Here is a 15,075-nt window from a genome sequence, read left to right on the forward strand (position 1 = left end):
TTTTATAATGTGGGGCTTTTAAAGTAGGTGGGAAGAATGAAAATAAACAAAGCATTAAAAAAAGAAAAGAATCATCAAAGACAATTCTTTATATTAATGTTCATGCTATTTACAATACTTCCTTTAGTAGCTTTCTTAGCACAAATTAAACAAATATTTTTATGGATTTACTTAGTGACTATAGAAGGATTGATAGTAATATCATGTATAAATAAATTGAATTATCATAGATTAATATTTTACTGCAATAATAATAAACTTAAATTTAACAGTGGATTATTTTCAAAAGAATCAGTTATTTTATGTGATAAGGTAGCAGTTGTACATACAGATAAAACAAAGGAAGACATGGATATTATATTAATAGCTACTGTTAGATTTAGAAATAAATATTTAAAACCTGTAACAAAAGCTTTTATTAAGAGATATCCAGAAGCAGCAGAAGAATACATAAAAGTAAAAAGAATAAATCCAGAGGAAAATTACTATTTTCAAGTTATAAGAAAGGGTGCCTTGAAAAAATATAACTTATTAGATGAGATATATAAAAGTTGTGTTAGAGCATCCTATACATCTTCAGCTATAGAAAATATAAAAATAGCAAGAGAACAAATAGAAATATAAAGAGAAGGAAGGTAGAACTTTTGGAAACAAAGGTAGCTATTATAAAAAATATTGATAAAGATATTAAATATTTAAAAGAAGCAGCTGACATTATATATAATGGAGGGGTTGTTGCATTTCCAACAGAGACAGTATATGGATTGGGCGCTAATGCGTTAAATGATGAGGCTGTAGAAAAAATATTTAATGCGAAAGGTAGACCCCAAGATAATCCATTAATAGTACATGTTTCTTCGAAAGATATAAGTGGTTTAGTCAAAGAAGTTCCTGAAATAGCACAAAGACTTATTGATAGATTTTGGCCAGGTCCATTGACTATAATTTTAAATAAGAAAGAAATAATTCCAAATAGAACTAGTGCAAATCTAGATACAATAGGTGTAAGGATGCCAAACAATAATATAGCATTAAAGCTTATAGAATTATCTGGATGTCCGATTGCGGCACCATCAGCCAATATATCAGGAAGGCCTAGTCCAACAGAAGTTGAGCGTTGTATTGAGGATTTAAATGGAAGAATAGATTATATAATTGGTGGAGAAAAAAGTAATGTTGGGGTTGAATCTACAATAGTAGATTGCACAGTTAATCCACCTATGGTTTTAAGACCAGGCGGAATAACGTTAGAAATGCTACAAGAGGTTTGTAAAGAGATAGAAATAGACAAAGCAATACAAGGAAAGCCAGATGAAAATTTGAAGCCTAAAGCGCCTGGTATGAAGTACAGACATTATGCTCCAAAGGCTAAATTAAAAATAATCAAGGGAAATAAGCAAAAAACTATTGAAAAAATTAATGAAATAGTACAAAATTATATAGAAAATCAAAAAGAGGTTGCAATACTATCTACAGATGAATTGTGTAGTTGTTTCAATAAAGGTAAAGTGATTTCTTTAGGAAGTGAAAAAAATCTATATGATGTAGCAAGAAATTTATTTGAATCACTTAGAGAATGTGATGATTTAAATGTTGATATTATATTATGTCAGGCTTTTGATGAAAAGGGAGTAGGCCTTGCTATAATGAATAGATTAAATAAAGCAGCAGGTTTTGATATATTAGAAGTATAATTAGGGAGGGAAGGGGGACACCTTTCCTTTTTTATTATATAAAATTTACAATTACAATAGTTAGGAGGTACATTCTTATGAAGATAGCAATAGGCTCAGATCATGGTGGAGTTGATTTAAAAGAAGAAATAAAAAATTATCTAATTACAGAAGGATATGAAGTAAAAGATTTTGGTACTAACTCTACTGAATCATGTGATTATCCTGATTATGCATTACCGGTGGCAGAAGCGGTAGTAGCAAAAGAGTTCGATTTTGGAATTTTAATATGTGGAACAGGTATAGGTATAGGTATCGCAGCAAACAAGGTACCTGGAGTTAGGGCAGCATTATGTTCTGATACTTTTAGTGCTCATGCAACAAGAGAACACAATGATGCTAATATATTAACTCTTGGTCAAAGGGTAGTTGGACCAGGTTTAGCATTAGATATAGTAAAAACATTCTTAAATACTGAGTTCCAAGGTGGAAGGCATCAAAATAGAATTGATAAAATAACAGAGATAGAGAAAAAATATTATGAACAATAAAAAATTAAAATGCTGTAGGAGGAATATAAATGAGTAAAGTAACACAAATAGATCACCCATTAATATTACACAAATTAGCTTTCATAAGAAGTAAGGACACTGGTTCAAAGGATTTCAGGGAATTAGTAGAAGAAGTTTCAATGCTTATGGCCTATGAAGTAACTAGAGATTTAAGCACTGAGGAGGTAGAAATAGAAACTCCAATTTGTAAAACAAAATGTAAGATGTTATCAGGTAAGAAAATGGCTATAGTACCTATATTAAGGGCTGGACTTGGTATGGTAGATGGTATGCTTAAGCTTATACCAGCGGCTAAAGTTGGTCATGTAGGATTATATAGAGATGAAGAAACTCTTCAACCAGTAGAATACTTCTGTAAGCTACCTCAAGATATAGCAGAGAGAGACGTAATAGTAGTAGATCCAATGTTAGCTACAGGAGGATCAGCAGCAGATGCTATAACGATGTTAAAGAAAAGAGGCGCTAAAAATTTAAGACTTATGTGCTTAATAAGCTCTCCAGAAGGTATTGAACTTGTTCAAAAAGCTCATCCTGATGTAGACATATATGTTGCTGGAATAGATGAAAAGTTAAATGAACATGGATACATAGTTCCTGGTCTTGGTGATGCAGGAGATAGATTATTTGGAACAAAATAATTTAATAAATAGAGGGTAGCTTATATATAAGCTACCCTCTATTTGCGGAATTATGGATTATCTTATAAAGCATAGTATTATTTGTTTATTTATATTTAAAAGTGTATAATTAGATAAACATTCCACTTATAAAGAATGTAGAATTAATTAGAATAAAGCCCTAAATATTTAGAAATAGTAATTATATAGTAGTGAAAGAATTAATTTTTAATTTTAATTAGGAGGAACCTAAAATGGATAAGAAAAAAATAATAACTATATTTGGTACTAGGCCTGAGGCGATAAAAATGGCTCCTTTAGTGAAAGAGTTAGAGAAAAGAGAAGGAATTGATTCAAAGGTTTGTGTAACAGCTCAACATAGAGAAATGTTAGATCAAGTTTTAGATTATTTTGATATAGAACCAGATTTTGACTTAAATATAATGAAGAATAAGCAAACTCTAACAGGAATAACTAATAGAGTTTTAGAAGGGTTAGAAGAAATATTTTTACAAGAAAAGCCAGATATGATTTTAGTTCATGGTGATACTACTACTACATTTTCAGGAGCTCTTGCAGCTTTTTATCAACAAATAAAAGTTGGGCATGTAGAAGCTGGGCTTAGAACATTTGATAAGTATTTTCCATTTCCAGAAGAAATGAATAGAAAGCTTACAGGAGCTTTAGCTGATTTACATTTTGCTCCTACTAAAAGTTCAAAATCAAACCTTTTAAGAGAAGGGGTGAATGAATCTGATATTTATATAACAGGAAATACAGTTATAGATGCAATGCTTCATACTGTAAAAGAAGACTATATATTTGAAAATGATATATTAAATAAAATAGATTTTGAAAATAAAAAAGTAATAATGATAACTGCACATAGAAGAGAAAATTGGGGAGAAGGAATAGATAATATCTGCGAAGCTCTGAATAAAATAGTAGATGAAAATGAAGATGTTGAACTTATATATCTAGTTCATTTAAATCCAGTAGTAAAAGATGTTGTTTATAGTAAATTAGGAAATAAAAAAAGAGTACATTTATTACCTCCATTAGATACTAAAGAAACGCATAATTTAATGAATAAATGTTTTATGGTAATGACGGATTCTGGTGGACTACAAGAGGAAGCTCCACACCTAGGAAAACCAGTGTTAGTTCTTAGAGATGTAACAGAAAGACCAGAAGCTGTTGAATATGGTACAGTAAAATTAGTCGGAACCGATATAGATAAGATAGTTCTAGAAGCTAATAATTTAATAAATAACAAAGATGCATATACAAAGATGAGTAAAGCAGCAAATCCATATGGTGATGGTCTAGCATCCAAAAGAATTGCAGATATAATAGAAAAACACTTTAATATAAGAACAGTGGAAATAGAAGAGTTTTTAAGATAAATAAAAAGATAAAATTTTGTGGTTGATTAAAAGGAATAAAGTGGTATAATTAAATTGTGTTAATTGTTTAACAAATTCGACAATTCTGATGATTGTATAGAGGGGGATTTGGAATATGAGAGAAGTTGTAATTGCAAGTGCAGTAAGAACTGCTATTGGTTCATTTGGAGGAGCTTTAAAAGATGTGTCAGCAGTAGATCTAGGTTCATTAGTAATAAAAGAAGCAGTAGCTAAAGCAGGTATAAAAGGCGAATTAGTGGAAGAAGTAGTAATGGGAAATGTAATTCAAGCTGGGCTTGGACAAAATGTAGCGAGACAGGCTGCAGTAAAAGCAGGTTTACCAGTAGAAGTTCCAGCTATGACAATAAATAAGGTGTGTGGTTCAGGATTAAGGACAGTTGCCTTAGCTGCTCAAATGATAAAATCTGGAGATGTAGATATAGTTGTTGCTGGTGGAATGGAGAATATGTCTCAGGCGCCTTATTTATTAAAAACATCAAGATGGGGTCAAAGAATGGGTGATGGGAAAATGGTAGATTCCATGATTAATGATGCTCTATGGGATGCTTTCAATAATTATCATATGGGGGTAACAGCTGAAAATATAGCCAAGGAATGGAATTTATCAAGAGAGGAACAAGATAAATTTGCTTTAAATTCTCAGTTAAAAGCTGAAGCTGCTATTAAAGAAGGTAGATTTAAGGATGAGATAGTTCCAGTAGTTATACCTCAAAGAAAAGGTGAGCCAAAAATATTTGATACTGATGAATACCCAAGGTTTGGTGCTACACTTGAAGGAATGGCTAAATTAAAACCTGCATTTGTAAAAGATGGTACTGTAACAGCTGCCAATGCTTCAGGAATAAATGATGGGGCAGCAGCATTTGTAGTAATGAGTGCAGAGAAAGCTGAAGAATTAGGAATAACTCCATTAGCCAAAATAGTTTCTTATGGACAAAGAGGATTAGAGCCATCAATAATGGGATATGGTCCATTCCATGCGACTAAAAAAGCTTTGGAAGTAGCAAATATTAAAATAGAGGATTTAGATTTAATAGAAGCTAATGAAGCATTTGCAGCTCAAAGTTTAGCTGTAGCAAAAGATTTAAACTTTGATATGAGCAAAGTTAATGTGAATGGAGGAGCTATAGCATTAGGTCATCCAGTTGGAGCATCTGGTGCTAGAATACTAGTTACATTACTTCACGAAATGCAAAAGAGAGATGCTAAAAAAGGTTTAGCAACTTTATGTATAGGTGGAGGAATGGGAACAGCACTTATAGTTGAAAGAAAATAATTGAATAAAAATATAAAAACTCTTGATATACCATCAAGAGTTTTTATATTTAAATGAATTATAATAATATTAATAGATAATAATATTATTACGAAGGGAAATATTAAATAAAATGTAGATTTACTAATAAAGAACTCATATAATAATCAATGTAGCCAGAAATAATATTATTAGAAACTTATAAATTAGTTACTTTGAAGAAAAAAATGCAATTTATGAAAATTTATAAAAAAATTTAGAAAAAAATAATATAAAAAACAAAAAAATGAATAATCAAATAAATGTTTATTCATTTTTAAAAATAATAATAGATAGTTTGATATTAAAAAAAGTTATGAAATCTTGAATAAATCATTTAAAAGGAAAAATATGAAAAAATATTAAGTGGAAAATTCGTATGAAAATGATATCATTGACAAAAATCTATTTCAAAGATATTATAAAAATTCTGAAAAATGAATAATATTCCTTTAATATATACGTATGTGCAGAGAATGGAAAAAAAAGTGAAGTTACTTAAGTAAAATGAATATAGATTCATTTAACAATCAAATATAAAGATTAAATGAGTTAAATGAATTAAAATAAGATTTTCATTAATGTTTTCAGAGTACTATAATAACAAGAGTTAGTTAGGGGTGAGGATAAAATGAGTAGAGAAATGAATAGGTTAATATTTAAGTTGGTAAAATATGATTTAATAGCAGGATTCATTTTTGTACTTATAGTATCTCTTCTGATTGATTTAAAAGTGGCACTTATATTTCTTCTAGGGTTAATGATATCATTATTAAATACAATAGCTAGTGGATTAATTTTAGAATATTCTTTAAGTAACAATAAAAAAACATTATTAGCATTTAGTTATATTATAAGAATAGCTACTATCATTATTATAGCATTGCCATTTTTAAATAACTTAATACAACTAATGGCATATCTTATAGGATATTTATCACATTTTATTTTTATTGTATTCTATTCGATAAGAATAGGGAAAGGAAGTGATTAGGTGGAACCACTAGAACCGATGTGGTCTTATGCTATTGGACCTATAAAAATTGAAATAGTTCCTGAAGTGGTAATGCAGTGGATAACTATTGTTTTAATAGCTCTTATTGCTATATGGGCTACAAGGAATATGAAGCTTAGACCTAATAAAAAACAAGCTGTAGTGGAATATATATACACTATGCTAAAAAATGTAGTTACAGCAAATATGGGAGAAGAATTTTTAGACATTATTCCTTTTATAGGAAGTTTAGGAGTATTCTTATTATTCATGAATTTTACCGGATTAATAGGGCTACCTGTACCTACTAAAAACTTTAGTGTAACAGTAGCTTTAGCTTTAATAACTTTTTATATGGTACAGTTTTATACAATTCGAAAGTATGGTTTAAAAAGTTATTTTGGAGGATATACATTCCCCCTTGCTATAATTACACCAATAAATATACTAGAAAGAATAATGCTTCCTGTATCATTAGCACTAAGATTATTTGGTAATATACTTGCAGCTACATTCTTAGTAGAATTATGTTATGAAGCACTGCATCATATAGGTTTTATAGCGCAAATAGGAATACCTGTACCTTTACATGCGTATTTTGATATTTTTGATGGTGGTATTCAAACAGTAATTTTTGTAATGTTAACCATGATTAATATTAAAATGATAGCAGAACATTCAGGGCATGCAGAACATTAAATTTTAATTAAGTATTATATTAATTTATCAATTATATAATTATTATTTTGTTTTATTATAAAGGAGGATTTTATTATGGAAATATCAATGAGAGCATTAGGAGCAGCTATAGCTGTATTAGTAGGTATAGGAGCTGCTATTGGAATAGGAAATGCAACAGCTAAAGCTGTAGAAGGAATATCAAGACAACCAGAAGCAAGTGGTAAGATCACTACTGCATTAATGCTTGGATCAGCTTTCGCAGAAGCAACTGCTATTTATGGTTTATTAGTTTCAATCCTTTTAATATTCGTTGGAGTAAAATAGTGTTTTAGGGCTCCAGAAGGGAGGAAATAATATATGTTAATGGAAATAAACCCTAGTACCCTTATAGCCACTATAATTAACTTTATTATTCTTTTTGCAGTTCTAAAGTATTTCTTTTTCGATAAAGTTAAGGCTATTATTGATGAAAGGGAAAATCTTATCAATGAACAATTAGATAATGCTGAAGAAGAAGCTGAAAAGGCTAGAATGCTAGCTATAGAAAATGAAAGAATATTAAAAAATGCTAGAGAAGAAGGGAAGTTAATTACAGAAAGACATAAGCAAAAGGCTGAAAAGATATATGATGAGATAGTTGAAGAAGCTAATCAAGAAGCTAAAGTTATCTTAGAAAGAGCTAAAGTTGAAATAAATAGAGAAAAAGAAAAAGTAGAATATCAATTAAAGAAGGAAGCTATAGATTTAGCTATCGAACTTTCTAAAAAGGTTATAGAAAAGAATATAGATGAAGAAAAAAATAGAGAGTTAATCGGAGAATTTATAACTAAGGTAGGTAATTCATAATGTATGAATATTTAGACCGTAGATATGCATTAGCTCTATATGAAGTAGCAGAACAAAAAGGGAAAGTTCAACAGTATCTACAAGATTTACGAGAAATTTGTAACCTTATAGAAACGAATAAGGAATTCTACGAAGTAATTAAGCACCCTCAAATTAGTACTAAAAAGAAAAAAAGAACTTTTATTAATATTTTTAAGGGACATATAGACGAGGAATTATTATCATTTTTATTAATTCTTATAGAAAAAGATAGAATACTTTATTTAAAAGAAAAGCTTAAGGAAATGGAAAAAATAGATTTAGAGAAAAAAAATACTCTAAATGGTATAGTAAAAACTACAGTTCCTTTAAATGAAGAAGAATTCAATAATTTAATAAAAACATTAGAAGAAAAATATAACAAACACATTATATTAGAACAAATTATTGATGAAAGTATTCTTGGTGGAATATATGTAAGAGTTAATAATGATGTTATAGATGGAACAGTTAAATCTAAATTAGATGAACTAAGAGATTTAATGCTTAGAACAGAATAGAGGTGAAGGTATGAATATTAAGCCTGAAGAAATAACTTCCATAATTAAGAAAGAAATAGAAAGATACGAAAAAGAAATTAAGACAGTAGACTCAGGTACTATAATTCAAATTGGTGATGGTATCGCAAGAGTTTATGGATTAGACGATTGTATGGAAGGTGAATTATTAGAATTCCCTAACAATGTTTATGGTATGGCTCTAAATCTAGAGCAAGATAACGTAGGTTGTGTTCTTTTAGGATCAGAAGAAGGAATTAGAGAAGGCGATATAGTTAAAAGAACTAATAAAATTGTTGAAGTACCAGTAGGTGAAGCATTATTAGGAAGAGTAGTTAACTCACTAGGAGAACCTATAGATGGAAAAGGACCAATAAATAATTCTGGTTACAGAGCAATAGAAGTTTCGGCTCCTAGTATTATAGATAGAAGCTCTGTTAATGAACCTTTACAAACAGGAATAAAAGCAATAGACTCTATGATTCCAATTGGTAAAGGTCAAAGAGAACTTATAATTGGAGATAGACAAACTGGTAAGACAGCTATAGCTTTAGATACAATCTTAAACCAAAAAGGAAAAGATGTAATTTGTATATATGTTGCTATTGGACAAAAACAATCAACAGTTGCAAATATAGTTAATACTTTAGAAGAATTTGGTGCATTAGATTATTCAATAGTTGTAAGTGGTACAGCTTCTGAATCAGCTCCATTACAATATTTAGCACCTTATGCAGGATGCAGTATGGGTGAATATTTTATGCATCAAGGAAAAGATGTACTTATAATATATGATGATCTTTCTAAGCACGCAGTAGCTTATAGAACTATGTCATTATTACTTAGGAGACCACCAGGTAGAGAAGCTTATCCAGGAGATGTTTTCTATATCCATTCAAGACTTTTAGAAAGAGCTGCAAAACTTTCTAAGGAAAACGGAGGAGGATCATTGACAGCTCTTCCAATAATAGAAACATTGGCTGGAGACGTAACTGCATATATACCAACTAACGTTATATCAATAACAGATGGTCAAATATTCTTAGAATCTGATTTATTCCATTCAGGACAAAGACCAGCAGTTAACGCTGGTATATCAGTATCAAGAGTTGGTGGAAATGCCCAAATTAAAGCAATGAAACAAGTATCGGGAACTTTAAGACTTGAATTAGCTCAATATAGAGAGCTTGAATCTTTTGCCCAATTTGGTTCAGATTTAGATAAAGATTCTAAAAAGAGACTTGAAAAAGGTAAGAGATTAGTTGAAGTATTAAAACAAGATCAATATTCTCCTATGGCAGTAGAAAAGCAAATTGTAATTTTATATGCAATAGTAAAAGATTTTCTATCAGATATTAAAGTGAGTGATGTTAGAAGATTTGAGAGAGAACTTTTAGAATATATGGATACTCATCATAGAGAATTATTAAAGAAAATAGTAGATGAGAAATCATTGACAGATGATATAAAGGCAGAATTAGAAAACTCTATTGTAGAGTTTAAGAAATTATTCTTACAAGATGCATAGCTTAAATAGCTATGCACTTCTTTAGGAGGTGGAAATTTGGGATCAGCAGGACTTATAGAAATAAAAAGAAGAATAAAGTCGGTTGAAAGTACAAGAAAGATAACAAAAGCTATGAATCTTGTAGCCACTTCTAAACTTAGAAAAGCAAGGAAAGAGCTTAATGATAATGAAGAATACTATAAATTATGTGAAGAGATATTAATTAATTTAATGTCAGCATTACCAGAAGACTATGAAAGTTCTTTCTTTAAGAAAGCTTCTAAAGATTTAGATAAACTATATATTGTTATAGCTTCTGATACGGGTCTTTGTGGAGGCTTCAATGGAAATATAGCTAGTAGCATGAATGAGATGATCAAGGATAAAGGATCAGCTAGAATAGTTGTTGCAGGAAGTAAGGGAATTTCTTACATGAAGAAATATGGATTTGATACAGTTAGAGAATATGTAGAAATTCCAGATATACCTACAATAAGAGAAGTAAGAGCTATATACGATGATGCTTTATATATGTTTAAAACTGGAGAAATAGGTGAAGTTAATATAGTTTTCACAGAATTTAAATCACCTATAAAGCAAGAAGTAAAAATAGAAAGATTATTTCCAATAGATATAGAAAATAAAAAGTCAGAACAATTCTTAATTGAACCTAGTTTAGAAGAGGTTTTAAATTCAAGTTTAGATGTATATTTTAAGAGTAAATTAAGAAGAGCTATGTTGCATTCAAAAGTTAGCGAGCAAAATGCTAGAATGACGGCCATGGATGGAGCAACACAAAATGCTAATGATATATTACAATCCTTAAATCTTAAGTATAATAGAATCAGACAAGGAATGATAACACAAGAGATATCAGAGATTGTAGGAGGCGCAGAAGCTCAAAAATAGCAAGGAGGTATTACTATGCCTGAAAAAGTAGGAAAAGTAGTTCAAGTAATTGGACCAGTAGTAGATATAAAATTTGATTCAGATGCTTTACCTAATATCTATAATGAAATTAGAATAGATATGGGTGATAAACTACTAATAGTGGAAGTTGAACAGCACATGGGAGATGACATTGTTAGAACAATAGCTATGGAATCTACTGATGGATTAAAAAGAGGAATGAAAGCTACTGATATGGGAAGATGTATATCTGTTCCAGTTGGTAGAGAAGTATTAGGAAGAGTATTTAATGTTCTTGGTCATCCTATTGATAATGCTGGAGATGTAGAGATTAAAGAAATGTATCCAATTCATAGACCAGCACCAAGCTTTAAGGAGCAGGCTTTAGAACCACAAATGTTTGAGACTGGAATAAAAGTTATAGATTTATTAGCTCCTTATCAAAAAGGTGGAAAGATAGGATTATTTGGAGGAGCAGGTGTTGGTAAGACAGTTCTTATACAAGAATTAATAAATAACATAGCAAAAGAACACGGAGGTCTTTCTGTATTCACAGGGGTTGGTGAAAGATCAAGAGAAGGTAATGATCTATATTATGAAATGAAAGAGTCAGGAGTTATAGATAAGACTGCTTTAGTATTTGGACAAATGAACGAATCACCAGGAGCGAGAATGAGGGTTTCATTAACAGGGCTAACTATGGCTGAATATTTTAGAGATAAGGGTCAAGACGTTCTTCTATTTATAGATAATATATTTAGATTTACTCAAGCAGGATCAGAAGTTTCTGCTTTATTAGGAAGAATTCCTTCAGCGGTTGGATATCAACCAACTCTTGCAACTGAAATGGGAGCACTTCAAGAAAGAATAACATCAACAAAAAATGGAGCAATCACATCTGTTCAAGCAGTATATGTTCCAGCTGATGACCTTACAGACCCAGCTCCAGCTACAACATTTACTCACCTTGATGCAACAACTGTTTTATCAAGAAGCATTGCTGAGCTTGGAATATATCCAGCTGTAGATCCTTTAGAATCAAACTCAAGAATATTAGATCCAAGAGTAGTAGGAAAAGAACACTATGATATAGCTACAGAAGTAAAGAATATTCTAGAAAGATATAAAGAATTACAAGATATAATTGCAATTCTAGGAGTAGATGAATTATCAGATGAAGATAAAAAAGTTGTTGCTAGAGCAAGAAGAGTTCAAAGATTCTTATCACAACCATTTACAGTAGCTGAACAATTTACAGGTATGCAAGGAAGATATGTGCCAGTAAAAGAAACTGTAAGAGGATTCAAGGAAATTTTAGAAGGTAAACACGATGATCTACCAGAATCAGCTTTCTTATTTGTAGGATCTATAGAAGAAGCTATAGAAAAAGCTAAGACCTTAAGATAGGGGATGGAATTATGAGTAAAACTTTTGAAGTAAGTATAATCTCCCCAGGAAAAGAACCATTAAAATTAGAAGTTGAAAGTTTAATTACTTCAACTAAAGATGGTGAAATTGAATTCAAAGCAAATCATGCTCCTATAATATTAAGTACTATACCAACTACTACATTGATAATCAATGGGAATAAGAAAGAAAAAATATTTACATCATCAGGAATAATATATTTAAAAAATAATGAATTAAAATTCTGTTGTGATGCTGTAGAGAGAGAATCTGATATAGATGTAGATAGAGCAGGAAAGTCAAAGGAAAGAGCGGAAAAAAGGTTAAAAGAAGGCAAAAATATAGATATTGAAAGAGCTAGAAGAGCATTGGCGAGAGCTAATGCAAGGATTGGTACTATAAGTATGTATCATTAGCTTTAAATAGAGGGATAAAAGATAATTTCTTTTATCCCTCTATTTTTATGATCAATTTCCATTTGTATAAATAGTGACAATTAATCACAAATTTCAACTAAATCTATATATTATATTATAGCTATTAATTTTGAATAAAAAAAAATAAACTGGACAATAATTAAATAGAAAGGTAGGGGGATATTGTGAAGAATATTATGAAATTAATGTTTGTTATAAGCTTATCTTTATTAATTATTGGTGCAGTTCCAATTAAATCTGAGTTATTCTCAGATAATTTTGATTTTATGGAAACTGAATTTATAGAAACAAGTGATTTTATTCAAAATGGTATCAAGGTAGAATATAGTATAAGCCAACCTATTAATAAAGAGTTTTCTTTACTTAAAGAGAACTTTAAAAAAAGTTTTGGAGAAAATGTACAATCTAATGAAAATATAATTGTTTATAAAGATTCAATTAAAGAAATAAAGGCAATATTATGGAGTAATAATGAAAATACTAAAGTTCAAATTAGTTATATAAATAATGATAAAAATGCTAATACTTTTCAATTAAAGAAAGAAATAAAACAAATACAAAATATTGCAGCAAAAAATATAAAATATTTTAATTTTATAAAGGTAAAAATAATAGAAGATCAAAAGCAGAATCTTTTAGATATACTAAAGAACAATATAGATATGGAAACTCTGGAAGTATTAAATATTCATAATGGGTCAGTAGGAAAAGCAGAGCTATACGATGGAAGTAAAATTAATATGGGTTTTACTAAATATGATACAGGAGAATATTTAATTATTGGAACACCAGTGATATTCGTAACATACTAACAATTCATTATGGAGGACAATATGGAAAAAATTATAGTTGAAGGTGGTAATAAACTAAGTGGTGAAGTGAATATTAGTTTAGCTAAAAATTCTGTTTTACCAATAATAGTTGCAAGTATTTTAAGTCAAAATGATATAATTATTCAAAACGCGCCTATGTTAGAAGATGTAGTGGTTTTAACCGATTTATTATCTGGAATGAATTGTCGGATTTATAATGAATCAAATGGCAATCTTAAAATAAACACTTCTAATATTAAAGTAACAGATATGAATAGTGAACTAATAAGAAAAATGAGAGCATCATTCTTAATTATGGGTCCTACGTTAGCTAGATTTGGAAGATGTAAAATATCAATGCCAGGAGGCTGTAATATAGGGAGTAGACCTATTGATTTGCATTTAAAGGGCTTTAAACTTTTAGGTGCAGATATTGAAATGGGACATGGTTTTGTGGAAGCTAAAGCAAAGAAACTTAAAGGAAATAGAATATATTTAGATTTTCCATCCGTTGGTGCAACTGAAAATATATTGATGGCATCTGTTTTAGCAGAAGGGACAACGATTATTGAAAATGCAGCTGAAGAACCAGAAATATGGGATTTAGCAAACTTTCTGAATTCAATGGGAGCAAAAGTTCACGGAGCTGGAATGGGGAAAATAACAGTAGAAGGTGTCAAAGAATTAAAAGGAGTAACTTATAAACCAATATATGACAGAGTTGAAGCAGGAACATTTATGGTAGCAGCAGCTATAACAAATAGTAAGATAACTATAAATGGAGCCAATGAAGAACAATTAAGACCCACTATAGAAAAGTTAAAAGAATGTGGGGTAAAATTTGAGAATATAAGAGAGGATGTTATCCTAGTTGATGGAACCGGAAAAAAGAGCCCTGTTGATATAAAAACATTGCCTTATCCTGGATTCCCTACAGATATGCAAGCACAAATGATGACATTATTTGCTGTGACAAAAGGATCAAGTATTATAACAGAAACTGTATTTGAAAATAGATTTATGCATGTTGCTGAGTTAGTAAGAATGGGCGCTAGCATAAAGATAGATGGAAGAACTGCAATAATAGAAGGTGTTGAATCGCTAACTGGCTGTGAGGTGAAAGCTACAGATTTAAGAGCTGGAGCAGCTATGATACTAGCAGGACTAGTGGCACAAGGTGAAACTGAAATTAGTGACATATATCACATCGATAGAGGTTATGTGAATATAGAGGAGAAATTTAGAGGATTAGGAGCTAATATATATAGGGTTGACAGATAAATATATTTTAATTGCTATATTCGCCTAAATAAAGAACTTAGAATTGAATCTAGGTTCTTTATTTTTATATATTACTTAAAGT

General features: G+C 30.0%; 17 protein-coding genes. All 17 read left to right on the forward strand.

Features of this window, described 5'->3' with window-relative positions:
* The first annotated feature begins 36 nt into the window (after positions 1 to 36).
* The 17 genes from NSA50_RS11925 to murA all read left to right on the forward strand — a co-directional run bounded on the left by NSA50_RS11925 (position 37) and on the right by murA (position 14,993).
* Entirely contained in the window at positions 37 to 624 is a 588-nt protein-coding gene (locus NSA50_RS11925; protein ID WP_195262769.1) for a hypothetical protein, read from the forward strand.
* Between the two features lie 20 nt (positions 625 to 644).
* The gene (locus NSA50_RS11930; protein WP_195262768.1) at positions 645 to 1,694 is read left to right on the forward strand and encodes an L-threonylcarbamoyladenylate synthase; all 1,050 of its coding nucleotides are present in this window, start codon (positions 645 to 647) and stop codon (positions 1,692 to 1,694) included.
* Positions 1,695 to 1,771: 77 nt separating this feature from the next.
* Positions 1,772 to 2,224 carry a ribose 5-phosphate isomerase B gene (gene rpiB, locus NSA50_RS11935; RefSeq protein WP_195262767.1) on the forward strand — a complete coding sequence of 151 codons (453 nt, stop codon included), beginning with the start codon at positions 1,772 to 1,774 and terminating at the stop codon, positions 2,222 to 2,224.
* Between the two features lie 29 nt (positions 2,225 to 2,253).
* Positions 2,254 to 2,883, forward strand: coding sequence for a uracil phosphoribosyltransferase (gene upp, locus NSA50_RS11940; RefSeq protein WP_195262766.1), 630 nt, complete (start codon positions 2,254 to 2,256; stop codon positions 2,881 to 2,883).
* A 233-nt stretch (positions 2,884 to 3,116) separates the two neighbouring features.
* Positions 3,117 to 4,268 (forward strand): non-hydrolyzing UDP-N-acetylglucosamine 2-epimerase, encoded by a 1,152-nt coding sequence (wecB, locus tag NSA50_RS11945; RefSeq protein WP_257445349.1) that lies wholly within the window; start codon positions 3,117 to 3,119, stop codon positions 4,266 to 4,268.
* 115 nt (positions 4,269 to 4,383) lie between these two features.
* Complete coding sequence (locus NSA50_RS11950) at positions 4,384 to 5,565, forward strand: acetyl-CoA C-acetyltransferase (protein WP_257445351.1); 1,182 nt, start codon at positions 4,384 to 4,386, stop codon at positions 5,563 to 5,565.
* Positions 5,566 to 6,214: 649 nt separating this feature from the next.
* On the forward strand, positions 6,215 to 6,577 hold the full coding sequence (locus NSA50_RS11955) for an ATP synthase subunit I (RefSeq protein WP_195262763.1): 363 nt from the start codon (positions 6,215 to 6,217) through the stop codon (positions 6,575 to 6,577).
* Complete coding sequence (locus NSA50_RS11960) at positions 6,578 to 7,276, forward strand: F0F1 ATP synthase subunit A (protein WP_195262762.1); 699 nt, start codon at positions 6,578 to 6,580, stop codon at positions 7,274 to 7,276.
* Positions 7,277 to 7,351: 75 nt separating this feature from the next.
* Positions 7,352 to 7,582 carry an ATP synthase F0 subunit C gene (gene atpE / locus NSA50_RS11965; protein WP_008676605.1) on the forward strand — a complete coding sequence of 77 codons (231 nt, stop codon included), beginning with the start codon at positions 7,352 to 7,354 and terminating at the stop codon, positions 7,580 to 7,582.
* Positions 7,583 to 7,621: 39 nt separating this feature from the next.
* Entirely contained in the window at positions 7,622 to 8,104 is a 483-nt protein-coding gene (locus tag NSA50_RS11970) for a F0F1 ATP synthase subunit B (RefSeq protein WP_195262796.1), read from the forward strand.
* Positions 8,104 to 8,643: a F0F1 ATP synthase subunit delta gene (locus NSA50_RS11975; protein WP_195262761.1), complete on the forward strand. Its 540-nt coding sequence runs from the start codon at positions 8,104 to 8,106 to the stop codon at positions 8,641 to 8,643. Before NSA50_RS11970 ends, NSA50_RS11975 begins: the two co-directional genes overlap by 1 nt.
* Positions 8,644 to 8,653: 10 nt before the next feature.
* A complete protein-coding gene (gene atpA, locus NSA50_RS11980; protein ID WP_195431273.1) occupies positions 8,654 to 10,168 on the forward strand; it encodes a F0F1 ATP synthase subunit alpha in 1,515 nt (504 codons plus the stop codon).
* 36 nt (positions 10,169 to 10,204) lie between these two features.
* On the forward strand, positions 10,205 to 11,056 hold the full coding sequence (gene atpG / locus NSA50_RS11985) for an ATP synthase F1 subunit gamma (RefSeq protein ID WP_195262759.1): 852 nt from the start codon (positions 10,205 to 10,207) through the stop codon (positions 11,054 to 11,056).
* A gap of 15 nt (positions 11,057 to 11,071) precedes the next feature.
* The gene (gene atpD, locus NSA50_RS11990; protein ID WP_257445357.1) at positions 11,072 to 12,463 is read left to right on the forward strand and encodes a F0F1 ATP synthase subunit beta; all 1,392 of its coding nucleotides are present in this window, start codon (positions 11,072 to 11,074) and stop codon (positions 12,461 to 12,463) included.
* An 11-nt stretch (positions 12,464 to 12,474) separates the two neighbouring features.
* Positions 12,475 to 12,879 (forward strand): ATP synthase delta/epsilon chain alpha-helix domain-containing protein, encoded by a 405-nt coding sequence (locus tag NSA50_RS11995; protein WP_195262757.1) that lies wholly within the window; start codon positions 12,475 to 12,477, stop codon positions 12,877 to 12,879.
* A 185-nt stretch (positions 12,880 to 13,064) separates the two neighbouring features.
* On the forward strand, positions 13,065 to 13,712 hold the full coding sequence (locus NSA50_RS12000; RefSeq protein ID WP_195262756.1) for a hypothetical protein: 648 nt from the start codon (positions 13,065 to 13,067) through the stop codon (positions 13,710 to 13,712).
* 21 nt (positions 13,713 to 13,733) lie between these two features.
* A complete protein-coding gene (gene murA / locus NSA50_RS12005; protein WP_195262755.1) occupies positions 13,734 to 14,993 on the forward strand; it encodes a UDP-N-acetylglucosamine 1-carboxyvinyltransferase in 1,260 nt (419 codons plus the stop codon).
* Positions 14,994 to 15,075: the final 82 nt, after the last annotated feature.

It is taken from the genome of Clostridium mucosae (assembly GCF_024622765.1).
In the GTDB taxonomy this organism is placed as follows: domain Bacteria; phylum Bacillota; class Clostridia; order Clostridiales; family Clostridiaceae; genus Clostridium.